This window comes from Streptomyces sp. NPDC050085 (assembly GCF_044460595.1).
GTDB lineage: Bacteria > Actinomycetota > Actinomycetes > Streptomycetales > Streptomycetaceae > Streptomyces.
The window spans coordinates 653394-676688 of sequence record NZ_JBITJZ010000002.1 but is presented as its reverse complement, the minus strand read 5'-3'; the positions used below and the strand labels follow the sequence as shown (position 1 = coordinate 676688).

The window sequence follows — 23295 nt, the reverse complement described above, 5'->3', positions numbered from 1 at the left end:
GTGGGGGATGCGTGGGATGTGGGGGATTACATGGTGGGAAGGGAAGAAGGGGTCGTCGCGTCCGTGCCCTGCCGCGGTACGCCGGTGGCGGCGCCCGCCGCGGGCGCCGGCTCGCCGAGCACCACGTGCCGCACCACGCGCTCGCCCGCGCGCCCGTCGTCGTACGTGCAGAACCGCTCGCGGAACGCGGCCCGCAGCTGCGCCGAGCGCGAGCCGCGCCAGTGGCCGGTGGCGAAGATGTCGATCAGCTCGTCCTCGGACCGCGCGACCGCGCCCGGCGGGAAGGACCGCAGGTCGAAGTAGGTGCCGCGGGCCGCCTCGTACGCCTCCCAGTCGTCGGCGTGCACGACGATCGGCCGGTCCAGGCAGGCGTAGTCGAACATCAGCGACGAGTAGTCCGTGACCAGCGCGTCCGAGGCGAGGCAGAGCGACTCGACGCTCGGATGGTCCGACACGTCGATGAGGCGGCCGCCCGTGGCGGCGGACAGCGGCTCGGCGTACGCGTGGTGGGCGCGGGTGAGGATCACGAAGCGCGGGCCGAGCGTGCGCAGCATCCGCTCCAGGTCGAGCGTGAGGCGCTGGGTGATCCGGTAGTCGCGGTGCGTGGGCGCGTACAGGATCGCGACGGCGCCCTCGGGGATGCCGATCATCCGGCGGATGCGCGCGACCTCGTCCGAACTCGCCTTCCACAGACGGTCGTTGCGCGGGTAGCCGTACTCCAGCGTCGTGTACGAGGCCGGGAAGACGCGCTCCCAGGTGAGGGTGGAGTGGCGGTTGGACGACAGGACGTAGTCCCACTTGTCGACGTTGCGCAGCAGCTGCGCGAAGTCCGTGTCGCGGGCGGCCGCCGGGTGGTCCTGCAGGTCGAGACCCATCTTCTTCAGCGGGGTGCCGTGCTGGGTCTGGATGAAGACCTGGTCGGGGCGCTTGACCAGGCGGCGGTCGAAGTTGACGTTGTTGACCAGGTACTTGGAGCGGGCGAGGGCCGTCCAGTACGCGGCGGTGCCGGGGGTCAGCCGGCGGGTGCCGGTGGGCACGGTGTGGTGGTGCTCGGGCGTCGCGATCCACGAGGTCCGCACGCGCGGGGCGTGCTCGCGGAACGCCTCCTCCAGGGCGCCCGGGTTGCAGCCGTGGCCGCGCCCCCAGTAGCTGGTGAAGACCGCCTCGTTCTGCCGTACGGGGAGCCGGAGTTGGATGCGGTAGTGCAGTTGCAGGGCCGCTGCCTTGAGGGTGCGGCGGGCCGTGGCCGCGTACCGGCTCGCCCGCGTCTTGAGGCGCAGGGCCAGCCACAGGGCGCGGTACGTGCGGTGCGAGCCGAGGCGGACCAGGGCGTGGCGCAGGCGCGTGCGGCGCGGGACGCGCGCCCCTGCGACGCGGTAACGGGCGTAGTGGGCGCGGGACTTGCGCAGGAACTCCGCGCGGCTGCGGCGCGGCAGGCGCCCCCGCTTGGTGAAGATCGTCGACAGGTGGTCGACCATGCGGCGGAACATCACCGGGCGCCACAGCTCGTCCAGGTCCGGGTGCTGGTCGAGGAAGTCGAAGACCCGCTCGTACTGGTCGAAGATGTCGAAGTGCTTGCGGGAGGTCGTGCCGAGGATGTTGCCCTGGCGGCGCTGGCGGTAGTGCACGCAGGTGCGGTCGAGCGTCGCGAGCGACTCGGCGGCCATCAGGACCGGATAGGTCCAGGGGGTGTCCTCGTAGTAGCCGGGCGGGAAGGAGAAGCCCTCGCGCTCGATGAACTCGCGGCTGTACGCCTTGTTCCAGACCACCATCAGGACCCTCAACAGGTCCGGGCGGTCGGCGAGTTGGAAGGGGGCGGAGCCCTCCTCGGTGAGCAGGCGCGCGTACTCGTTGCGGACCTCGCGGCCGTCCCAGTACGTGCGCGCGTAGTCGTACAGGAGGACGTCGGGCGAGCCGGTCTCCTTGATGCGGTCCGCGATCGCCTGCAGGGCGCCGGGGGTGAGGCTGTCGTCGCTGTCGAGGAACAGGACGTAGTCGCCGGTGGCGTGCCTGAGGCCCGCGTTGCGGGCGCGGCCGAGTCCGACGTTCTCGTCGAGGTGGACCGCGCGGACGCGGGCGTCACGCGCCGCGAACTCGTCGATGATCTCCCCGCAGGCGTCCGGCGAGCAGTCGTCCACCGCGATCACTTCGAGGTCCGTGAAGGACTGTTCGAGGACCGAGGCGAGCGACTCGTGCAGATACGCCTGCACCTTGTACGCGGGGACGATGACACTGAACCGGGGCAAGGTCGCACATCCAGAGGTCGGCGCGGGCATACTGCCCGGCAACGGCCGACGCAAGCGTCGGGTTACGCCGGATGTGGCATACGGGGGACGTCGGGACGGACGTGATGAGGGGCGGGCCGAGAATCCCCGGCCCGCCCCCAATCCGCCTGTGGCGGCCGCTACTTCACGGCGCCCGCCATCACACCGGTCACGAACTGCCGCTGGAACGCGAAGAACACGGCCAGCGGGACCACCATCGAGATGAACGCACCAGGGCCGAGCACGTCCACGTTGTTGCCGAACTGCCGTACCTGGGTCTGCAGGGCGACCGTGATCGGCTGGTTGTCCGTGTCGGTGAAGATCAGCGCGACCAGCATGTCGTTCCACACCCACAGGAACTGGAAGATGCCGAGCGAGGCGATCGCCGGACCGCCGAGCGGCATCACGACCCGCAGGAACAGACGCAGTTCACCCGCGCCGTCAAGGCGGGCCGCCTCCAGCAGTTCACGGGGGATCTCCGCGAAGAAGTTCCGCAGGAGGAACACCGCGAAGGGGAGCCCGAATCCGACGTGGAAGAGGATCACGCCGATCAGCGAGCCGAAGATGCCGATGTCGCCGAAGAGCTTGGCGATCGGCACGAGCGCCAGCTGCACCGGTACCACGAGCAGCCCCACCACGAGCAGGAACCACCAGTCGCGGCCGGGGAACTCCATCCACGCGAACGCGTACCCGGCCAGCGAGCCGATCACGATGACCAGGACCGTCGCCGGCACCGTGATCAGGGCCGTGTTGATCAGGGAGTTGGTGATGTCGGAGTTCTCGAGGAGCTTGCTGTAGCTGTCGAAGGTGAGCTGCGAGGGCTTGCTGAACACCTTCCACCAGCCGCTCGCCGACATGTCCTCGGGGGTGCGCAGCGAGGAGAACAGCAGACCGATGGTGGGCACCAGCCACAGCGCGCCGACCAGGATCAGCACGAACTGCAGGAGGCCGCCGCTGAGTTTCTCCCCGATGCGGGCCGCGACGGACCGCTTCGGCTTCACTGTCTCGTCGACGGTGGTCATCGCCGCACCTCCCGTCGCAGCCTGCGCATGTTGAACCACATCACCGGGATCACGAGCAGCAGGAGCAGGACCGCGATCGCGCTGGCCAGACCCTCGTTGCCCTCGCTGAACGCCGAGCGGTACAGCTGCAGCGCCAGGACGTTGGCGTCGTCCTGCGAGGAGCCCGGCGCGATGATGAAGATCAGGTCGAAGATCTTCAGCACGTTGATCATGAGCGTGACGAGGACGACGCCGAGCACGGGCGCGAGCAGCGGCACCGTGACCCGGCGGAACACCTGCCACTCGGTCGCCCCGTCGACCCGCGCCGCCTCCAGCAACTCCCGTGGAATTCCGGCGAGTCCGGCGCCGATCAGCACCATGGCGAAGCCCGCCCACATCCACACGTACGCGACCATGATCGAGGTCGTGACGATGTTGAGGTAGAGGTCGAAGCCGCCGAGGTGGACCGTGAAGAACTTCTTGTCGCCGAGCCAGTCGACGCCGTTGTACGCCTCCTTGAAGTTCGAGGCGGGCAGGCGCAGTCGGGCCCCGTCCGCCGCGGCCGGGAGCGTGAAGGACCCGTCGGCGGCCGCCTTCGTGGAGGCCACCACCTTGCCGCCCTTCACCGCCTCGATCCGCATGCCCGGATAGCCGAGCTCGGTGGAGTCGATGGTGTTGATGCCGCCCGCGCCCTTGCCGAGCGTGAAGTCCTGCCAGACCGTGCCCGTCACCTGACCCTGCGAACCGGCGGGCGGTTTGGCGGGTTTAGCGTCCTTCGGCATCTGGTCGGCGGCGACACCGACGAGCCCGAGCAGCACCTGCTGCCCGGCCTTGACCGGCTCCTTCGTCAGGTACGGGCCGCCGCTCTTGCCGGCGACCGTCCCGTTCGGCCGCGGATGCGCCTTGGGGAACGCGGACGACTCGGCGAACGTGTCGTGCACCGACGTCCACACCGCGTTGACCGCCCCCTTGCCGGGGTCCTGGTCGTACACCAGACGGAAGATGATGCCCGCGGCCAGCATCGAGATCGCCATCGGCATGAAGACGACCAGCTTGAACGCGGTGCCCCAGCGGATCCGCTCGGTGAGCACGGCGAAGATCAGGCCGAGCGCCGTGGCCACCGTCGGGGCGAGCACCACCCAGAAGATGTTGTTGTTGATCGCGGCTTTGGTGTCGTTGCGGGTGAACAGCGTCTCGTAATTGTCGAATCCGATGAACGAGCCGCCCGACGAGTCGAAGAAGCTGCGCACGACCGAGTACCCGATCGGGTAGACGACCAGCGCGCCGAGCAGCACGAACGCGGGCAACAGGAAGAAGAGCGCGACGGTCCTGCGGGTGCCGGTGACGCTCTTGAATCGGTGCGGAGTCCTGGGGGCGGGCCCGGCCGGGGCCGCCAAGTCACCCGATCCTGCTGGTGACTTGGAGACCTTCTCCGGGCCGCCGTCGTCGGCGGCCTGTGTCATCGCCGCGTCAGTCCTTGTACGCCTTGACCGCTTCGGCCTCCAGCGTCTGCTGGGTGCCCGCGATGTTCTTCGGGTTCACCAGGAAGTCCTGGAGCGCCTTCCACTCGCCCTTGCCGGGCGTGCCGCCGAACGCCTGCGGCGTCTGGTCCGACATGTCGAACCGGAAGTCGTCGCCCGAGTCGATGATCGCCTTGGCGATGGTGCGCTGCACGTCGTTCGGGTACGCCGCCAGGTCCACGTTCTTGTTGGGGGAGAGGTAACCGCCCAGCTTGGCCTGGATGGTGGCCGCCTCCGGGGACGACAGCCAGGTCACGAGGGCCTGGGACGCCTTGGAGTCCTTGAGGATGACCGCCGCGTCACCGCCGCTGACCACCGGGGGCTGCCCGGAGCCGACCGCCGGGAACGGGAACACCTTCGCGTCCGTGCCGATCTTCGCCTTGGTCTGCTGGATGTTGACCTGCGCGAAGTCGCCCTCGTAGACCATGCCGGCCTTGGGCTGGTCGCCGCCGGTGAAGGTCTGCTCGACCGACTTCGTGAACTCGGTCTGCACGGCCTCCTTGTTGCCGCCCGCGAGGAAGTCGCTCTTGCCCCACAGCTGCGCGAGCGTGGTCAGCGCGTCCTTGACCGACGGGTCCGTCCACTTGATCTCGTGTTTGGCCAGCTGGTCGTACTTCTCGGGGCCCGCCTGCGAGAGGTAGATGTTCTCGAACCAGTCGGTGAGCGGCCAGCCGTCGGCGCCGCCGACCGACACGGGCGTCACACCGGAGTCGTAGATGGCCTGCGCGGTGCTCAGGAACTCCGCCCAGGTCTTGGGCTCCTTCGCCGCCGCGTTCTCGAAGACCTTCGCGTTGTACCAGACCAGCGACTTGTTCGCGGCCTTGTAATACGCCGCGTACTGCGTGCCGTTGACCTTCCCCAGGTCCTGCCAGCCCTTGCTGTAGTTCTTCGCGAGCTGCTCCTGGGCCTCCTTGCCGAGCGGCTTGGCCCACTTCTTGTCCACGGCCTGCTTGATCGCGCCCGGCTGCGGCAGCATCGCCACGTCCGGCGGGGCGCCGCCCGCCACCTTCGAACCCAGGAAGTTGATGATCGGGTCCTGCGCCGGCACGAACGTGACCTTCGCGCCGGTCCGCTTCTCGAACTCCGAGAGGACCTGCTTGAAGTTCTTCTGCTCGTCGCCGGTCCACACGGCGGCGATCTCCAGCGACTCGCCGTCCAGCTTGGGCAGTTGGAGCCCGGAGGCCGCAGGCTTGCTGCTGTCACCGCCGCTCGGCTTGTCACTCTTGTTGTCGTCCCCGCAGGAGCTGAGTGCCAGGGCCAGTGACCCTACGGCCATGGCCACGACGGCCCGGCGGAGTATCGGTGTACGAACCTTGCGAAGGTTGTTGCGCATCACTGCCCCGTCTCGTCCTGAACGCTGAACGTGTACGTACTGAGCGCTGTCCCGTGCGCACTGGTCTACGCCCGACCAGGGAGAACCGGCAAGGGTGCCCGTACTGTCAAGACGGTGATCGTGACGGGGTCGTGATGCGTCAAGGTCGTTACGGGATAGGGGAGTTGGAGGTGTCCTGCTTTGGCCTCCGGTCGGGTTCAGGGGGCGTTCGAGCGGATCATCGCCGTGGCTGGAGTGGTTCGGTGCCGGGCGCGGGTGCGTGGGGGCTGGTCGCGCAGTTCCCTGCACCCCAGGGACGCGGGCCATCGGGGGAAGACTGCGCGGAGCGCATGCCTTCCAGGGGCGCGGGGAACTGCGCGACCAGCCACGACGAAAGCCGCACCCGGCAACGGACCAATACAGCCACGGCGACAGGCCGCGCTTCACAAAAGCGACGGCACCTCTTGCGCGGCCACGGAACGCGCGGCCCGCTCCAGCGCACTGGCGAGCAACGCCAAGTCCGTCGGCCCATTGCCGAGTTCGCGGACGGGGCGCCGGTCCGGCGGGTCCCCCATCCGGGCCCAGTCCAGGGCGACCACGGTGGGCCGCTGCGTCGCCGTGCGCGGGATCCGGCCGGTGACCCGCCCGGCCTGCATCCCGATGGTCCGCCCGTCGGGCCCGTGCAGAACGCCACGGCCCGGCGCCGGATCCTCCGGGCCGCTGCCGACGGGGTCGAGCGTGACCAGGGGCCGAGCGCTCCAGCCCGGTGCTCCGCCGGAGGCGAACGCCGCCACGAGGTGCACCCCGAGCCGCTCCCCGTCCCGCGCCACGGCCTCGAGCGCCCGCACGACGGACCCGGCGGCGGGCCGGCCCGGCGACCCGAGCGGCGGGGCAAGGAGCGCGTCCAGGTCGTCGACGACCACCACGAGCCGCGGCAGCGGAGGCGCGGCCTCGGCCTTCTCCCGCGCCGCCCCCGGCCGCAGCCGGATCGTCGAACTCGGCGGCGCCTCCAGGTCGCCCGCGCCTGCGGACGGCGCGACCCGCTGGGCCACCATCCGCCCCGAGACGGCGCGCTGCGTGTGCCACTCCGTGAAGTGCGTACGCCCTATGAGCTCGGCCCGCCGCTTCAGCTCCGTGGCCAGAGACTGGGCGAACTCCCGCATGCGTACGGGGTCGTTGGCCGTGAGGTGCGTGGTGACGTGCGGCAGATCCGTGCAGACCCGCAGCCCTTCCGCCCGCTCCCCGGCGGGACCGCCCGCCGGACCCTGCCCGTCGACGAGCACGATGCCGAGCCGGTCGGGCCGCTCGGCGGCGGCGAGCGACGCGGTGACCGAGCGCAGCAGTTCCGTACGCCCACTGCCCGCGGGTCCCTCGACCAGCAGGTGCGGTCCGTCGGCGGCCAGGTCGACCCCGACCGGGCCGCGCGGACCCGCCCCGAGCACGGCCCACACCCGCCCGCCGAGCGAGCCCTGATCGTCCGCCGCGGCCGCCCACCGGGCGAGCAGCGAGGCGGGGGTCGCACGCGCCAGGCCCAACTCGTCGAGCAGTCGGGCCACTTGAGGCAGCGGCGCGGACACCCGGGCCTGCGGCTCCCCGGATCCGACGGCCGCGTCCGTGCGCAGCGGCGCGAGCGCCCGGGCGAACCGCTGGGCCCAGGCGAGCGAGACGGCGTCCAGGGTCGCGACGGTGCCGTGCCCGACGAGCTGCCCGCGCGCGGCCCGGTGCAGGCGCAGCGCCGTGGCCACGTCCCCGCTGAGCAGGGCCACGGCCCCGCACGCCCGGAACGCGGGGCTCTGCGCACACGCCGCCTCGTACGTCTCGGTCACCGGCGACGAGGGCGAGGCGGCGGGCGTCTCGGCCAGGCACACCACGTGGATCCCGGCGGCGGCGCCCTCGGCGGCGAGCCGCACCGTGGCCTCCCGCAGCGAGGCGGACCCCGGGTCACCGTCGACGACGACGACCGTGGAGACAGGGGAGAGGGGGGAGACCTGAGAGGAGGGAGATGCGGGGGATGCGGGGGATGCGGGAGAGGAGGGAGAAGCGGCGGCAGAGGTGGCAGCGGTGGCGGATCCCGCTGCCGGGTTCGCGTACGGCCCGTGTCCCGCCGCGTGGTCGTCCAGGCGGCGCAGCAGCTCCCCGGTCCTGGCAGCGGCCTGCTCCCGGTCATAGGCGAGCAGCAGCCTGCAGTCCTGGCCGTGGGCCGGGCGGACGTGCGGCAGCCAGCCCAGCCAGGACCAGTCGGCGATCCGCTGCTCCACGGGCCTGGCCCGGTCGGTGGCGACGAGCACGATCTCCAGGCGGTCCGGCGCGTGCAGCGCGGCGAGCTGGGCGAGGGCGCAGCGGGCCAGGCCCGTGAGACGCGCCCGCGGTCCCGCGAGCCCCAGCGCACCGGCCTCCGCGAGTCCGACGGTCACCGGGACCGCGGGCAGCAGCCCCGCCCCGTCGGGTCCCGTGCGGTCGACGGTGCCGAGCCTGACGGACAGGGACTCCGGGTGCTCGGGCCCGCGCTCCCACAGCCGGGGCCCGGGGCCGAGCGCGGTGAGCAGCAGCGCGGCGGCGTCCGGCCAGGTCTCGGCGGCGCCGGGTCCCGCGGCGGGCGCAGGTCCCGGCCCGGCCGCGTCCTGTCCGGGCGAGCGCGGTGTCTGCGGGGCGCGGACCGCGTACGGCTCGTGGATCTCGTGCTGCTGGTCCTGCTCGTCGCGGCCGCGGCGCAGCAGCCGCCCGAGTCCGCCGCGCTTGCGCGGGCCGCGCGGCAGTGCGGTGCCGCGGGCCGGTGTGCCCGCCCCGGTGCCCGACCCCGTGTTCTCCACGTCCGGCGCCGAACCCTGCTCGGGCACGACGGGCTCGACGTCCTGCGACAGGCTCTCGCCCGCGGCGCCCCAGGACGCGTCCCCGTACGCATGCCGGGTCTCGTCCGTGCCGGGAGCCGGGGGAGCCGGGGGAGCCGGGGACGCGGAGGGGTGAGCGGGGTGGGAGGGGTGTGCGGTGGGGTGTGCGGTGGGGAGTGCGGTGGTGCCGGATGTCACCCGCACGTGTCCCTCGCCGTCCGGGACCGTGTCCACCGGCCGGGGGCGCGTCACGTCGCCCGCGCCCGCGACCCGCAGCGCCGATTCACCGAGGCGCAGGAGCGCGCCGGGGGCGAGGCGGACGGGGCGCTCGCCGAGGGGGCGGCCGTCCACCGTCGTCCCGTTCGTCGAGCCGAGGTCCGCGACCGTGACCCGGCCGTCCGCGGCCAGCGTCACCGCGCAGTGCAGCCGGGACACGTCCGGGTCGTCGAGCGGCACATCGGCGTCGGCGGAGCGGCCGATGCGGATCTGCCCGCCGTGCAGCAGGTGCACGCCGCCCGCGTCGGGTCCCGCCACCACGTGCAGCTGGGCGGCCGCGCCGTCCGGCTCGGGCCCGGGGTCCGTGGGAGCGCCGAGGGAGAGCACCGCCCCGTCGGTCAGCGGCGGTTCGCCGAGCAGGCAGCGCTGGGCGTCGAGCCGCTCCGCACCCGCGTACAGGACGGCGGAGGCGTCGGCGCCGGCGACGGTCGCGGCCAGCGCGGAGGCGACCGCGGCGAGCGCGGTGCCCGCGGGGGCGGTGACGAGCACGTCGCACGCCGAGGCGTCGGGGCGTGGGCCCAGGGGGTCTACGACGGTAAGCCGGATCTGCATCGCCGTCTGCGGTCCCTTCTGCGCGGGCGCCCGGGACGGGGCCGCCCGCGGTCCCCCACCGCAGATTCCCCCACCGCTACAGGCACGTCAGCCAGTGCTGCACGCATCCTCGCACCTGCCACTGACAACACGCCCACCCGTCTCCCGTAAGTGATCTTGATTGGTCGGCTCTGCCCGCAAAAGTGCCCGCAAAGTTCCTGCTCGGTGCTTTCCGCGTGCCCGGTTGAGATCGGTCACGTCGCCGGGCGGCAACCATGTGTTCGGCCTGCGCGTCTTTCCGTAGACCCGACAGGTCATGGCAAGGCCGGGGAAGATCGACAGCCTGTGCCCGGTACGGCGCCACTACAGTGGATCGGAACGCCCGGGACCGGGCAGACCACGCAAGACCGAAGCAGGGAGCGCATGACGTGCGGCCGGTAGGCAGCAAGTACCTGCTCGAGGAGCCGCTCGGACGCGGCGCCACGGGCACCGTCTGGCGAGCCCGCCAGCGCGAGACCGCGGGCGCCGAGGCGGCCGTCGCCGGGCAGCCCGGCGAGACCGTCGCGATCAAGGTCCTCAAAGAGGAGCTGGCGAACGACGCGGACGTGGTGATGCGCTTCCTCAGGGAGCGCTCCGTCCTGCTGCGCCTCACGCACCCGAACATCGTGCGCACCCGCGACCTGGTCGTCGAGGGTGAGCTGCTCGCCCTCGTGATGGACCTGATCGACGGCCCCGACCTGCACCGCTACCTGCGCGAGAACGGCCCGTTCTCGCCGGTCGCCGCCGCCCTGCTGACCGCGCAGATCGCCGACGCGCTCGCCGCCAGCCACGCGGACGGCGTCGTGCACCGCGACCTCAAGCCCGCCAACGTGCTGCTGAAGTGGGACCAAGAAGACGGCGCCGGCATGCACCCGATGCTGACCGACTTCGGCATCGCGCGCCTCGCCGACTCCCCGGGCCTGACCCGCACGCACGAGTTCGTCGGCACGCCCGCCTACGTGGCCCCGGAGTCCGCCGAGGGCCGCCCGCAGACCAGCGCCGTCGACATCTACGGCGCGGGCATCCTGCTGTACGAACTGGTCACCGGGCGCCCGCCGTTCTCCGGCGGCTCCGCCCTCGAAGTCCTGCACCAGCACCTGAGCGCCGAGCCGCGCCGCCCCTCCACGGTCCCCGACCCGCTGTGGACGGTCATCGAGCGCTGCCTGCGCAAGAACCCGGACGACCGGCCGAGCGCGGAGAACCTCGCGCGCGGGCTGCGCACCGTCGCCGAAGGCATCGGCGTGCACGCGAACAGCGCGCAGATCGCCGCCGCCGAGGGCGTGGGCGCCCTGCTGATGCCGGACCCGGACCCGGCGCAGGTCCCGGGGGTCCCCGGCGCCGCCGACCCGACCCAGGTGCTGCCGCACAACGCGGGTACGTACGACCCGAACGCCGCGACCAGCGTCATGCAGCACCAGCCAGGCAACCAGTACGGGGGCACGTCCGACGCCGACCCCACGTCCGTCCTGCCGAACCGCGGCGCCGCCGACCCGACGGCCGTCATGCCGCCGGTCCCGCAGAACCCGCCGGGGTCCCAGGGCAACCCGGACGACCCGCACCCCTGGCAGAACCAGCTGCGCGCGGCCCGCGACCGGAACGAGCAGACGCAGGTCCAGTACCTCGACCCGAACGAGGACCCGCTGCGCCGCCGCCCGCAGCGCCAGGTCGCGCGCCCCCAGCAGCAGCCGCGCCCGCAGCAGTACGCGCCCCGGCAGCAGCGCCAGCAGCCCCAGCGCCAGCAGCCCCAGCCGCAGCAGTACGCGCCCCAGCCGCAGCAGCGTCAGCAGCCGCAGCAGTACGCGCCGCCGCAGCCGCCGCCCCAGCAGACGCGCGAGCCCCGGCAGCGCAGCGCCAACCCGATGAAGATCCCCGGTCTCGGCTGCCTCAAGGGCTGCCTGTTCATGATCGTGATCCTGTTCGTCGTGAGCTGGCTGGTCTGGGAGTTCACCCCGCTCCAGGACTGGATCGGTACCGGCAGGGGCTACTGGGACCAGCTGTCCACGTGGTTCAACGACGTGACCGGCTGGATCGGCGACCTGGGCGGCGGTTCGGGCAACTGAACCGCCCAAGGTGGGCAACTCGTACGTGACGTTGGAGATTTGTCGACATCCGACGGGTGATTTCCCCCGCTGATGCGTTGGTTGGCGTCCGAGCCGCGTAGCTTGGGCGCCAACACGCGTCTGTAGGAGCAGTCTTGGCACGGAAGATCGGCAGCCGGTACACCGCCCACCAGATCCTGGGTCGCGGCAGTGCGGGCACGGTGTGGCTGGGCGAGGGACCCGACGGTCCCGTCGCCATCAAACTGCTGCGCGAGGACCTCGCCTCCGACCAGGAGCTGGTCGGCCGCTTCGTCCAGGAGCGCACCGCCCTGCTGAGCCTCGACCACGCGCGCGTAGTGGGCGTACGCGACCTGGTGGTCGACGGAAACGACCTCGCGCTGGTCATGGACCTGATCCGCGGCACCGATCTGCGGACCCGCCTGGAGCGCGAGCGGCGCCTGGCCCCCGAGGCCGCCGTCGCCATCGCCGCGGACGTCGCCGACGCCCTGTCCGCCGCGCACGCCGCGGGGATCGTGCACCGCGACGTGAAGCCCGAGAACGTGCTCCTGGACATGCAGGGCCCCCTCGGCCCCGGCGGCTCCCACCCGGCCCTGCTCACCGACTTCGGCATCGCCAAGCTGATCGACACCCCGCGCCGCACCAAGGCCACGAAGATCATCGGTACGCCCGACTACCTGGCCCCCGAGATCGTCGAGGGCCTGCCGCCCCGCGCCGCCGTCGACATCTACGCCCTCGCGACGGTCCTGTACGAGCTCCTCGCGGGCTTCACCCCCTTCGGCGGCGGGCACCCCGGCGCCATCCTGCGCCGCCACGTCACGGAGACGGTCGTCCCGCTCCCCGGCATCCCCGACGAGCTGTGGCAGCTGCTCATCCAGTGCCTGGCCAAGGCCCCGGCCTCCCGCCTGAGGGCCTCGGAGATGGCCGCCCGGCTGCGGGAACTGGGGCCGCTCCTCGCGGGCATGGCCCCCCTCGACGTCGACGAGCCGGACGAGCCCGACACCGAGCAGGCCCCCGAACAGGCGGGCCCCCTCGCGCCGGAGCCCGCCGATCCTGCCCCCCGCCGCGGCGCCGTCTCCCTGGTCCCCGGCGCCGCCCCCGCCGACTCCAACCGCGACACCCATACGTCGATGCGGGTCCCGGCGCCGGACGAGCTGGCGGGCGGTGCGCGCGGCACGGCCCGGGCCCCCCGGGCCGCCGGTGCGCCCCGCCCCGGCTCGGCCCGCAACCGGCACCCCGCACGCCGCCGCCGCATCACCCTCGGCGTGGCCGGCCTCGTCCTCGCGGCGGCGATCGGCGGCGGCATCTGGGCGGCGACCTCCTCCGGAGGGGACGGGTCACCCCCGTCCGACCACCAGAACTCGGCACCGGCCGAGCCGTAGGGGTACTCGGCGGAGAGCACTTGCCCCAGCCGTTAGGCTGGTCATGTGGCAGTCGTCGATGTTTCCGAAGAGCTGAAGTCCCTCTCCTCGACCATGGAGTCGATCGAGGCCGTCCTGGACCTCGACAAGCTGAGGGCAGATATCGCCGTGCTCGAGGAGCAGGCGGCCGCGCCGTCCCTGTGGGACGACCCGGAGGCGGCGCAGAAGATCACCAGCAAGCTGAGCCATCTCCAGGCGGAGGTGCGCAAGGCCGAGACGCTGCGTGGCCGGATCGACGACCTCGGCGTCCTGTTCGAGATGGCCGAGGAGGAGGACGACCCGGACACCCGCGCCGAGGCGGAGTCCGAGCTGACCTCCGTGAAGAAGGCGCTGGACGAGATGGAGGTCCGCACCCTCCTGAGCGGCGAGTACGACGCCCGCGAGGCCCTGGTCAACATCCGCGCGGAGGCCGGCGGCGTCGACGCCGCGGACTTCGCCGAGCAGCTGCAGCGCATGTACCTGCGCTGGGCCGAGCGCCACGGCTACAAGACCGAGGTCTACGAGACGTCGTACGCGGAAGAGGCCGGCATCAAGTCGACCACCTTCGCCGTCCAGGTCCCGTACGCGTACGGCACGCTCTCCGTCGAGCAGGGCACGCACCGCCTGGTGCGCATCTCCCCGTTCGACAACCAGGGCCGCCGCCAGACGTCCTTCGCGGGCGTCGAGGTGCTCCCCGTCGTCGAGCAGACCGACCACGTCGAGATCGACGAGTCGGAGCTGCGCGTCGACGTCTACCGCTCCTCGGGCCCCGGCGGCCAGGGCGTGAACACGACGGACTCCGCGGTCCGTCTGACCCACCTCCCCACGGGCATCGTGGTCTCCTGCCAGAACGAGCGCTCGCAGATCCAGAACAAGGCCACGGCGATGAACGTGCTGCAGGCCAAGCTCCTCGAGCGCCAGCGCCAGGAGGAGCGCGCCAAGATGGACGCCCTCAAGGGCGACGGCGGCAGCTCCTGGGGCAACCAGATGCGGTCGTACGTGCTGCACCCGTACCAGATGGTCAAGGACCTCCGTACGGAGTTCGAGGTCGGCAACCCGCAGGCCGTGCTCGACGGTGAGATCGACGGCTTCATCGAGGCCGGAATTCGCTGGCGCAAGCAGCAGGAGAAGTAACCCCCCCTCCGGGATTCCCTGGCTTCCCTGGCTTCCCTGGTTTTGTCGACAAGGCAACTGCCGCTCACCGAGCGGCAGTTGCCTTTTTGCTGGCCGAAGCCTTCATCCCAGTTGTGAAGGTCTGTCGGTCTTTTACGTCACAGTCACATGTCCGTACGCCGGTCAACTCCCCTTATTTCGGGCATCGCGTACGCAACGACCTTGACGCTGATCTGAAAACTGGGAAGGCTGGCGCGCGGCATGCGTATCAGTGGGACGCGTGTGAACGGGGGCGGATCGTACGCGATCCCTGCTTGCTGCACCCCGGTTGAACGCGGTCCCTGGCGCTGCTCCATCGACGATTGGCTACTGGGGGTAGCAGACAGATGACCAAGAAGACGCGGATCCGCGTGGCGCGGATAGCCGCCGGCGCGGTGATCGCCGCCGGCGCGTCGCTGACCGCCGCGGGTGCCGCCTCCGCCCTGGACGTCGACGTTCCGGGCCTGGCGCACGTGAGCGCCGACGAGAACGGCCTGGGCGTCGCGGTGACCGACGGCGGCACGACCGACGGTGGTACCGACGGCGGCGCGACCGACGGCGGCTCCACGATCGCGGGCCTCCCCGGCGGTTCGACGGACGGTGGGGCCACGGACGGTGGCGCGACCGACGGCGGCGCGACGGACGGCGGCGCGACCGACGGCGGCGCGACGGACGGCGGCGCGACCGACGGCGGTGCGACGGACGGCGGTGCGACCGACGGCGGTGCCACGGACGGTGGCGCGACCGACGGCGGTGCGACCGACGGCGGTGCCACGGACGGTGGCGCGACCGACGGCGGCAACAACGCTGGTGGCAACAACGGCGGTGGCAACAACTCCGGCGGTAACAACGGCGGTGGCAACAGCTCCGGCGGCAACAACGGCGGCGGTGGCAACAGCGGCGGCAACAATGGCGGCGGTGGCAACAGCGGCGGCGGCTCCACCTCCGGCGGCGGCTCCACCTCCGGCGGTGACAACACCAGCCCCGACGGCAACAACAACCCCGTCGAGCAGGGCCAGGGCAAGGACAGCCTGCAGGACACCGGCACCACGCCGGCCGAGCAGACCGGGTCCAACGGCAAGGGTGGCGAGCTCGCCGAGACCGGTGCCGACGGCACCACGGTCCTGCTGATCGGCGCCGCGACCATGATCGCGGGCGGCGTCGGCTTCCGGCTGCTGCCGCGCCTCACGGCGAACCGCGGCGGCGGCGCTGCCGCGTAACGCACACGCGCACAGCACGTAGAAGGGCCCGGAGCCGGTCATCGGCTCCGGGCCCTTCTTCCGTCTTCTCCGTGCCTTCTCCGTGCCGCAGAGGCCGTCCCGGGGCTACACCGTCTGATGGGCGAGCAGGGCCACGGCCGCCACCAGCACCACGACCAGCGCGATCAGCGCCATCGGGGTCAGCCCGGACAGCGGGTTGTTCTCCTGCTGGAGTCGCTCGCGGTTCGCCCGGCACACCGGGCAGCGGCCCTCGCTCACGGGCGCCGCGCAGTTCGCGCACACCAACCGGTCATAGGTCATGCGCTCGTCCTCCTCCCGCGTGGCGGAGCCGACCGAATCGTCTGCCGGATTCCCACTGGTTCTCTCCGCTCAACGCTCCGGGAAACGCAACCGTTCCCCCTACCACTGTGCCAGCTTCCCGGATTTTCGGCGCGCCCCGTCCGCAGGACCGTCACTGACCAGGCACGGGACGGACAAAACCGGCACCCGCGGTGGCCTCGCACGGGACAAAACGCTCAACCGGGGACGGCGCCTGCGCCGCGCGGGCCGCTTCGCGTATGGTCACGCACACCTAACCCCGGCGACCTGTGGTGCACCCGTGATCCGATTCGACAACGTATCCAAGGTCTATCCCAAGCAGACCCGACCCGCCCTCAGGGACGTATCCCTGGAGGTCGAGCGCGGTGAGTTCGTCTTCCTGGTCGGTTCGTCCGGCTCCGGAAAGTCGACCTTCCTGCGGCTCATCCTGCGCGAGGAGCGGTGCAGCCACGGCCAGGTGCACGTCCTGGGCAAGGACCTCGGTCGCGTCTCCAACTGGAAGGTCCCGCAGATCCGCCGCCAGCTCGGCACGGTCTTCCAGGACTTCCGGCTGCTGCCCAACAAGACCGTCGGCGAGAACGTGGCGTTCGCGCAGGAGGTCATCGGCAAGTCCCGCGGCGAGATCCGCAAGGCCGTCCCCCAGGTCCTCGACCTCGTCGGTCTCGGCGGCAAGGAAGAGCGCATGCCCGGCGAGCTGTCCGGCGGTGAGCAGCAGCGCGTGGCCATCGCCCGCGCCTTCGTGAACCGGCCCAAGCTGCTGATCGCGGACGAGCCCACGGGCAACCTCGACCCGCAGACCTCGGTCGGCATCATGAAGCTGCTCGACCGGATCAACCGCACGGGCACCACCGTGGTGATGGCCACCCACGACCAGAACATCGTGGACCAGATGCGCAAGCGCGTCATCGAGCTGGAGAAGGGCCGTCTCGTGCGCGACCAGGCGCGCGGCGTCTACGGCTACCAGCACTGAGACCCGCTCAGAACCACCGAGAAGTACCGAGAGAAGCTGCGAAAGGCTCAGTCAGCGCTATGCGTGCCCAATTCGTCCTGTCGGAGATCGGTGTCGGTCTCCGCCGCAATCTCACGATGACCTTCGCCGTCATCATCTCGGTTGCCCTCTCGCTCGCCCTGTTCGGCGGCTCGCTGCTCATGAGCGACCAGGTCAACCAGATGAAGGGTTTCTGGTACGACAAGGTCAACGTGTCGATCTTCCTGTGCAACAAGGGAGACGCCGAGTCCGACCCGAACTGCGCCAAGGGCCCGGTCACGGCGGACCAGAAGAAGCAGATCCTTGCCGACCTCAAGAAGATGCCCGTCGTAGACAAGGTCGCGTACGAGTCCCAGGACGAGGCCTACAAGCACTACAAGGAGCAGTTCGGCGACTCCCCGCTGGCCGCCTCGCTCACCCCGGACCAGCTGCAGGAGTCGTACCGGATCAAGCTGAAGGACCCGGAGAAGTACGAGGTCATCGCGACCGCCTTCAACGGCAGGCCCGGCGTGCAGATGGTCCAGGACCAAAAGGGCGTCCTCGACAACCTCTTCCGGCTGCTCGGCTACCTCAACATGGCGGCCCGCGGCGTGATGGCCGTGATGCTCGTCGTGGCGATGCTGCTGATCGTGAACACCGTCCGCGTCTCCGCCTTCAGCCGCCGCCGCGAGACCGGCATCATGCGCCTGGTCGGCGCGTCCGGCTTCTACATCCAGGCGCCGTTCATCATGGAGGCCGCGGTCGCCGGACTCATCGGCGGCGGCATCGCGTGCGTCTTCCTCGCGGCCGGCCAGTACTTCGTCATCGACAACGGAGTGGCCCTGTCCGAGAAGCTCCAGCTCATCAACTTCATCGGCTGGGACGCGGTGCTCACCAAGCTGCCGCTCATCCTCGCGGTGAGTGTGCTGATGCCTGCGCTTGCCTCGTTCGTCGCGTTGCGCAAGTACCTGAAGGTGTGACGAGAGTCCCCGGCGTCGCGGGGCGTCGTACGGTTCAACGAGCCGTACGGCGCCCCGCGTTGTCCTAGACTCACCGACATGTCAGGCCCGGATCCTCGTCCCAGGACGTCCCGGCCCCGCCGCATCGGCCGCGGGGCTGCCCTGACCTTGGTCTTCGGATGCGTGCTCGCGGCGGGCGCCGCGACCGGCGCGTTACCCGCCGAAGGCCGGAAGTCCTCCACGCAGGACGGCAGTTCGGTGGCCGCCGCCGCGCACGAGCAGCCGCTGGACGATCCGACCGAGGCCGCCGCCGAGGCCATGGAGGACGGCAAGTCCCCCCAGGAGTCCGCGCAGGCCGCCGAAGAGGCCGTCAGCCGCAGCGGCGACCGCTGGGGCGCGGTCTACTCGCAGGGCGAGTACGAGGAGTTCGAGCAGGCCCTGGACGGCGAGTACACCGGCGTCGGCCTGTGGGCCCGGCGCACCGCCGACGGCGCGGTCCAGGTCACCAAGGTCCAGCCGGGTTCGCCCGCCCGGCTCGCCGGGATCCGCGAGGGCGACCGCATCGCGGCCGTCAACGGCAGCCCGGTCACCGGGCGTCCCGTCACCGAGGTGCTCGCGCTGCTGCGCGGCGAGCGCGCCGGCACCTCCGTCCGCGTGGGACTGCAGCGCGGCACGCGCGCGTGGAGCGAGACGCTGCGCCGCGCCAATCTGTCGACCAACTCCGTCACCACCGCCCGCCTCGCCTCCGGGGCCGTGCTCGTGAAGGTCAGCGCCTTCACCAAGGGCTCGGGCGCCGAGGTGCGCGGCGCGGTGCGCACGGCCCCCGCGCGCGCGGGCATCGTCCTGGACCTGCGGGGCAACTCCGGCGGTCTGGTCACCGAGGCGGTCGGCGCGGCCTCGGCGTTCCTCGACGGCGGGCTCGTGGCCACGTACGACGTGCGCGGCAGCCAGCGCGCCCTGCACGCGGAGCGCGGCGGCGACACCACCAGACCGGTGGTCGTGCTCGTCGACAGCGGGACGATGAGCGCGGCCGAGCTGCTCACCGGAGCCCTCCAGGACCGCGGCCGCGCGGTCGTCGTGGGCACCAGGACCTTCGGCAAGGGCTCGGTCCAGATGCCGAGCCGACTCCCGGACGGCTCCGTCGCGGAGCTGACCGTCGGGCACTACCGCACCCCCGCGGGCCACAGCGTCGACGGCCGGGGCATCACCCCCGACCTGGAAGCGGGCGACGGGGCCCGGCAGCGGGCCGAGACAGTATTGAGTGGCCTCGGGGACCCCTCGTAGTGCGAAAATGGCCAGCACTATGGCCAAGGGAATGTACGTACCGAAGGAGTCCCAGCCCAAGCAGGGCAAGGGCAAGGCGTCCGACCAGAAGGACGGCAAGCGCAAGATCGTCGCGCAGAACAAGAAGGCGCGGCACGACTACTTGATCATGGACACCTACGAGGCCGGCATCGTGCTGTCCGGCACCGAGGTCAAGTCGCTGCGCCAGGGGCGGACCTCCCTGGCCGACGCCTTCGTCCAGATCGACGGGGGCGAGGCGTGGCTGCACAACGCCCACATCCCCGAGTACAGCCAGGGCACCTGGACGAACCACGCGGTGCGCCGCAAGCGCAAGCTGCTCCTGCACCGCGACGAGATCGACAAGCTGGAGTCGAAGTCCCAGGAGTCGGGTCACACGATCGTGACCCTGGCGATCTACTTCAAGGACGGCCGCGCCAAGGCCGAGATCGCGCTCGCCAAGGGCAAGAAGGAGTACGACAAGCGGCAGACGCTGCGCGAGCAGCAGGACCGGAGGGACTCGGACCGGGCGATCGCGGCGGCCAAGCGGCGGCAGCGGGCGCGAGAGCGCTGACCCCTCCGGGAATTGGCTGGCATGGGCGTGCGTTGGTCACGTACGATGGAGCTGTTCCTCACCGCAGGGGCAGCGGATCGAAAGATCCATTTTGAAAAAACAACATGGGGATGATCGGTTTCGACAGCGGATGTCGAAGCAGGTGAAGCGTGTCGAGGAAGCGGCAATGATCTCGTAAACCATATGTCGCAACCAATAATCGCCAATTCCAAGAGCGATTCCCAGTCCTTCGCCCTCGCTGCCTAATAACAGCGACTGAAGGACCCTAAAAGGGTGTCAGCCCGGGAGTGTTCCCGACCCGGATCCTGGCATAATCTAGGGAACTAAACCATCGAGCCCGGTCACGGGGTTCGATGGGAAATCAAACAGTGACTGGGCCCGTCGGCGACTTGTTCGCGTGATCACCGGGGCCGAGAAAATCGAAGCGAACTGCACACGGAGAAGCCCTGCTGCTGCACCGTTGGACGCGGGTTCGATTCCCGCCATCTCCACTCATCCCATGTAGCACCCGGCCCGCGATCCGATTCGGATCGCGGGCCGCGTGCTTTGTGCCGTCACCGCTTGACCCGGCTGCGGACCGCCCATGCGGCGAAGCCGAGCAGGACGGGTTCTCCGATGCGGGAGGTCATCTCGGCGTAGGTGCCGACCGTGGTGAGGTCCTGTTCGCTGCTGCGGAAGACGACGGAGTTGATCACTACGCGGACCGCCTTGTCGAGCCGCTGTGCCGTCAGGCGATGCGCGTAGCCGCCGCTCGGCGCGGCCGGATCGGGGGTGTCCGTGATCAGGCGGACGGTGCGGCCGTCGACCGTGCCTTCGGTCACCGGGTGCGGTGAGTCCTTCGGCAGTCCCCACAGCAGCATCACGGTCACCGTGACCGCCATGGACCCGAGCAGCCACAGCAGGGCGCGGGACGCACGCAGTCCATAACCGGACACCGCCCAGTAGAGGGTCAGCAGAAGGCGCTCGCCCCAGGGGATGTCGTCGGCATGGCGGCGCATTTCCATTTCGCCGTAGTAGAAGTCGCTCGCGCCGGGTTCGTGTTTTCCGTCCTCGAATGCCTTGCGTATCTGGCGGTACACGGGGGCGAGAGCGACCGGTTCCCTCACGACCTCTCCAGGCCCCGCCGCCATCCAGCCCTGTCGAGGTGCCCGGTTCGCCGCCCGCCAGTGGTGTTCCTCGGCCAGGGTGCGGCGCTGCGTCCAGCGCACCGGGCACAGACCGCGCCGGTGCCACCCGGTGGGCGTCGACGCGAGGACACAGCGCCCCTCCAGCCGGAGCTGGTCCAGGTGGATCGTCCCGGAGAACCGGCATGCCGTCAGGTCGACGTCGGTCAGCACCAGTTGGGCGGCATCCACACCGCGTACGGAGCTGATGCGGACCGCGGCGCCGCCCGGTGCCGCCGGGCCGAACAGTTCCTCCTCCGTCGTGTGGAGGGGCTCGGGGTGGGCGGCCAGCACCACCGGGTGTTCCAGGAAGGCGCCGTCGAGGTCGACGACCGCATGCCGTACGCGCACCAGCGCCGGGGCACTCCAGCGCGTCCCGGTGCACCGGAGCCGGGCCGTGGTGATGTCGATGCGTACGACGTCCGAGAAGATCGCGTCGGACAGGTCCACCCCTTCCTTGCAGGCGAGGCTCAGGTTCCGGACCTCGAACCTGGCCCCGTTCATGACGACTTCGCGGGTGAAGCGTGTGTCGCCGAAGCCGATGTGTCCGGCGAAGGTGGCGCCGGAGAACGAGGCGAGTCCGCGCACCGTCGCCCTGTCGAAGGAAGCGCTGTGGGCGAACGACGCGTTGCCGAACCGCGCGTGGCGGGTGAACGTGACGCCCGCGAACACGGTGTCGAGCCCGTCGAACGTGGCGGCGGCGAACGTGGCGTTGTCCCGGAAGAGCGCCCCGCTGAACATCGCCCTGTCGGTGAACACGGCACCGCCGAAATCGGTTTCACCGCCGAAGACCACTCCGAGGAACGAGACCTGGCCCGTCAACCGCGCCTCCCCGAACGAGAGGTTCGCGCGGAAGACCGCCCCGCTGAACCAGGCGATCCCGCCGAAGCGGACACGGGAGAAGTCCGCCGTGCCGAGGAACGCGGCCTCGTCGAAGCGGGCGTCGCTGTGGAAGGTCATCCCGTCGAACCCGGCGGCGTCGGGGAAGACCGCGCCCTGGAACCAGGCGGTCCCCGCCGAGGGTAGCCCCGTGGCGGGGTCGCGCAGCGCGGCCAGCAGTTCGGCCAGGCGGTCGCCGCTCAGGGGCGTACCGCGGTGGTCGACATCGCGGCCCGGGCCGAGCCCGCCGAGGTAGGCGGCCCGGTCGGTGTCGCTCAGGTGGGCGAGGCACGCGCCGCCGTCCACCGTGCGGCCGCGGCAGCCCACGGGGTCGGGCCCGCCCGGCGCGGCGCCCCGGCCGCAGTACGGGTAGTCGGGAGGAGCGGAGGGAGGCGGGGGAGCCTGAGCAGTCACGTAGGCGATGACGTCGCAGAGGCGTGGGCCGGTTGCCCGGGCGGCCGGGGCTCGCGGGCCCAACCACCATGGTGCGCGGTCGTGTTGTGGTGTCCGACGCCATGTCCCGGCCCATCGGCCGGTCCTACCTTCGCTCCCCATGACACACACCAGAGCCGCAACCGCAACCGTCCTGCTGGCCGTCCTCTCCTTCTTCGCCTTCCTTCTTCCGTCCGTCTCCCAGGCGTCGGCCGCCCCGAGCGTCCAGGAAGTCACCGGATTCGGGTCCAACCCGGGTGCCCTGAAGATGTTCCGCTACGTTCCCGACGGGCTGCCGGGCGGGCGGCCCGTCGTCGTCGCGCTGCACGGGTGCACGCAGAACGCCGCCGGGTACGGCACCGGCAGCGGCTGGACCCAGCTCGCCGACCGGTGGGGGTTCTCCGTCGTGCTGCCGCAGCAGACCTCGGGGAACAACGCCGCCTCCTGCTTCAACTGGTTCCAGGCCGGCGACATGGAGCGCGGTCAGGGCGAGGCCGCGTCCGTGGCGCAGATGGTCGACAAGCAACTCGCCGACCTGGGCGGGGACGCCTCGCGCGTGTACGTGACCGGGCTCAGCGCCGGTGGTGCGATGACGTCCGTGATGATGGCGGACTATCCGGAGAAGTTCGCCGCGGGCGGCGTCGTCGCCGGGCTGCCGTACGGGTGCGCGCAGGCCGCCGGGTCGCCGTACGTGTGCCAGTACGTGGGCGCCACCCAGACCCCGAAGCAGTGGGGCGACCGGGTGCGGGCCGCGCGGCCCGGGTACACCGGGCCCTGGCCCCGGCTGACCGTCTTCCAGGGCACCGCCGACTACACGGTCAAGCCGGTCAACATGACCGACCTGATGAAGCAGTGGACCGATGTGCTCGGCACCGATCAGGTCGCCGACGTGAGCGACACCGTGGGCGGCTTCCCGCACCAGGTCTTCCGGGACGGTGCGGGCGCCGCGGCCGTGGAGACGTACAGCATCACGGGCATGGGGCACGGGCAGCCCGTCGATCCGGGGACCGGGGCCGCGCAGTGCGGGACCGCGGGCGCGTACATCCTCGACGTGAATCTGTGCGCCGCTTACGCCCTCGGGCACTCGTGGGGTCTTGGCTGAGCCCCGCGTCTCCGGGATGC

At 71.1% G+C, this 23295-nt stretch carries 16 protein-coding genes and 1 other RNA gene; 10 read left to right on the top strand and 7 right to left on the bottom strand.

Annotation, left to right across the window (positions count from 1 at the left end):
• Positions 1–26 precede the first annotated feature (26 nt).
• The 5 genes from ACIBUY_RS11440 to ACIBUY_RS11420 form a co-directional block, all read right to left on the bottom strand.
• Positions 27–2246, bottom strand: a complete 2220-nt coding sequence (locus ACIBUY_RS11440; protein WP_399152439.1) for a CDP-glycerol glycerophosphotransferase family protein — start codon at positions 2244–2246, stop codon at positions 27–29.
• Positions 2247–2404: 158 nt separating this feature from the next.
• On the bottom strand, positions 2405–3286 hold the full coding sequence (locus ACIBUY_RS11435; RefSeq protein ID WP_399152438.1) for a carbohydrate ABC transporter permease: 882 nt from the start codon (positions 3284–3286) through the stop codon (positions 2405–2407).
• Positions 3283–4728 (bottom strand): carbohydrate ABC transporter permease, encoded by a 1446-nt coding sequence (locus ACIBUY_RS11430; RefSeq protein ID WP_399152437.1) that lies wholly within the window; start codon positions 4726–4728, stop codon positions 3283–3285. Before ACIBUY_RS11430 ends, ACIBUY_RS11435 begins: the two co-directional genes overlap by 4 nt.
• 7 nt (positions 4729–4735) lie before the next feature.
• A complete protein-coding gene (locus ACIBUY_RS11425) occupies positions 4736–6061 on the bottom strand; it encodes an extracellular solute-binding protein (RefSeq protein ID WP_365573158.1) in 1326 nt (441 codons plus the stop codon).
• Positions 6062–6540: 479 nt separating this feature from the next.
• The gene (locus ACIBUY_RS11420) at positions 6541–9753 is read right to left on the bottom strand and encodes an FHA domain-containing protein (protein WP_399152436.1); all 3213 of its coding nucleotides are present in this window, start codon (positions 9751–9753) and stop codon (positions 6541–6543) included.
• Between the two features lie 407 nt (positions 9754–10160).
• On the opposite strand from ACIBUY_RS11420, the gene ACIBUY_RS11415 reads away from it, so the two are divergent.
• The 4 genes from ACIBUY_RS11415 to ACIBUY_RS11400 all read left to right on the top strand — a co-directional run bounded on the left by ACIBUY_RS11415 (position 10161) and on the right by ACIBUY_RS11400 (position 15600).
• Entirely contained in the window at positions 10161–11831 is a 1671-nt protein-coding gene (locus ACIBUY_RS11415) for a serine/threonine-protein kinase (RefSeq protein ID WP_399152435.1), read from the top strand.
• A gap of 134 nt (positions 11832–11965) precedes the next feature.
• On the top strand, positions 11966–13210 hold the full coding sequence (locus tag ACIBUY_RS11410; RefSeq protein ID WP_365573150.1) for a serine/threonine-protein kinase: 1245 nt from the start codon (positions 11966–11968) through the stop codon (positions 13208–13210).
• 45 nt (positions 13211–13255) lie between these two features.
• Positions 13256–14362: a peptide chain release factor 2 gene (gene prfB / locus ACIBUY_RS11405; RefSeq protein ID WP_365573147.1), complete on the top strand. Its 1107-nt coding sequence runs from the start codon at positions 13256–13258 to the stop codon at positions 14360–14362.
• A 365-nt stretch (positions 14363–14727) separates the two neighbouring features.
• Positions 14728–15600, top strand: a complete 873-nt coding sequence (locus ACIBUY_RS11400; RefSeq protein ID WP_399152434.1) for a hypothetical protein — start codon at positions 14728–14730, stop codon at positions 15598–15600.
• A gap of 105 nt (positions 15601–15705) precedes the next feature.
• Here the strand turns inward: ACIBUY_RS11400 and ACIBUY_RS11395 are convergent, their stop codons facing one another.
• Positions 15706–15900, bottom strand: coding sequence for a hypothetical protein (locus ACIBUY_RS11395; RefSeq protein WP_365573141.1), 195 nt, complete (start codon positions 15898–15900; stop codon positions 15706–15708).
• 298 nt (positions 15901–16198) lie between these two features.
• Here ACIBUY_RS11395 and ftsE point away from each other — a divergent pair, with 298 nt between their 5' ends.
• From ftsE to ssrA, 5 genes are all read left to right on the top strand, one after another.
• On the top strand, positions 16199–16888 hold the full coding sequence (ftsE, locus tag ACIBUY_RS11390; protein ID WP_365573138.1) for a cell division ATP-binding protein FtsE: 690 nt from the start codon (positions 16199–16201) through the stop codon (positions 16886–16888).
• A gap of 59 nt (positions 16889–16947) precedes the next feature.
• Entirely contained in the window at positions 16948–17865 is a 918-nt protein-coding gene (gene ftsX / locus ACIBUY_RS11385; protein WP_365573135.1) for a permease-like cell division protein FtsX, read from the top strand.
• A gap of 78 nt (positions 17866–17943) precedes the next feature.
• Positions 17944–19128, top strand: a complete 1185-nt coding sequence (locus tag ACIBUY_RS11380; RefSeq protein WP_399152433.1) for a S41 family peptidase — start codon at positions 17944–17946, stop codon at positions 19126–19128.
• 19 nt (positions 19129–19147) lie between these two features.
• Complete coding sequence (gene smpB, locus ACIBUY_RS11375; protein WP_365573211.1) at positions 19148–19699, top strand: SsrA-binding protein SmpB; 552 nt, start codon at positions 19148–19150, stop codon at positions 19697–19699.
• A 106-nt stretch (positions 19700–19805) separates the two neighbouring features.
• Positions 19806–20193, top strand: a transfer-messenger RNA (tmRNA) gene (gene ssrA / locus ACIBUY_RS11370).
• A 60-nt stretch (positions 20194–20253) separates the two neighbouring features.
• On the opposite strand, the gene ACIBUY_RS11365 is transcribed toward ssrA, so the two are convergent.
• Positions 20254–22155: a pentapeptide repeat-containing protein gene (locus ACIBUY_RS11365; protein ID WP_399152432.1), complete on the bottom strand. Its 1902-nt coding sequence runs from the start codon at positions 22153–22155 to the stop codon at positions 20254–20256.
• Positions 22156–22294: 139 nt separating this feature from the next.
• Between ACIBUY_RS11365 and ACIBUY_RS11360 the strand changes: the two genes are divergently transcribed.
• On the top strand, positions 22295–23275 hold the full coding sequence (locus ACIBUY_RS11360; RefSeq protein WP_399152431.1) for an alpha/beta hydrolase family esterase: 981 nt from the start codon (positions 22295–22297) through the stop codon (positions 23273–23275).
• Positions 23276–23295: the final 20 nt, after the last annotated feature.

Excerpts from the sequence above, each read along its gene's own strand:
- ACIBUY_RS11435 (WP_399152438.1), bottom strand. The coding sequence starts at position 3,286 with ATGACCACCGTCGACGAGACAGTGAAGCCGAAGCGGTCCGTCGCGGCC.
- ACIBUY_RS11430 (WP_399152437.1), bottom strand. The coding sequence starts at position 4,728 with ATGACACAGGCCGCCGACGACGGCGGCCCGGAGAAGGTCTCCAAGTCA.
- ACIBUY_RS11425 (WP_365573158.1), bottom strand. The coding sequence starts at position 6,061 with ATGGCCGTAGGGTCACTGGCCCTGGCACTCAGCTCCTGCGGGGACGAC.
- ACIBUY_RS11420 (WP_399152436.1), bottom strand. The coding sequence starts at position 9,753 with ATGCAGATCCGGCTTACCGTCGTAGACCCCCTGGGCCCACGCCCCGAC.
- ACIBUY_RS11400 (WP_399152434.1), top strand. The coding sequence starts at position 14,728 with ATGACCAAGAAGACGCGGATCCGCGTGGCGCGGATAGCCGCCGGCGCG.
- ACIBUY_RS11395 (WP_365573141.1), bottom strand. The coding sequence starts at position 15,900 with ATGACCTATGACCGGTTGGTGTGCGCGAACTGCGCGGCGCCCGTGAGC.
- ftsX (WP_365573135.1), top strand. The coding sequence starts at position 16,948 with ATGCGTGCCCAATTCGTCCTGTCGGAGATCGGTGTCGGTCTCCGCCGC.
- ACIBUY_RS11380 (WP_399152433.1), top strand. The coding sequence starts at position 17,944 with ATGTCAGGCCCGGATCCTCGTCCCAGGACGTCCCGGCCCCGCCGCATC.
- smpB (WP_365573211.1), top strand. The coding sequence starts at position 19,148 with ATGGCCAAGGGAATGTACGTACCGAAGGAGTCCCAGCCCAAGCAGGGC.
- ACIBUY_RS11360 (WP_399152431.1), top strand. The coding sequence starts at position 22,295 with ATGACACACACCAGAGCCGCAACCGCAACCGTCCTGCTGGCCGTCCTC.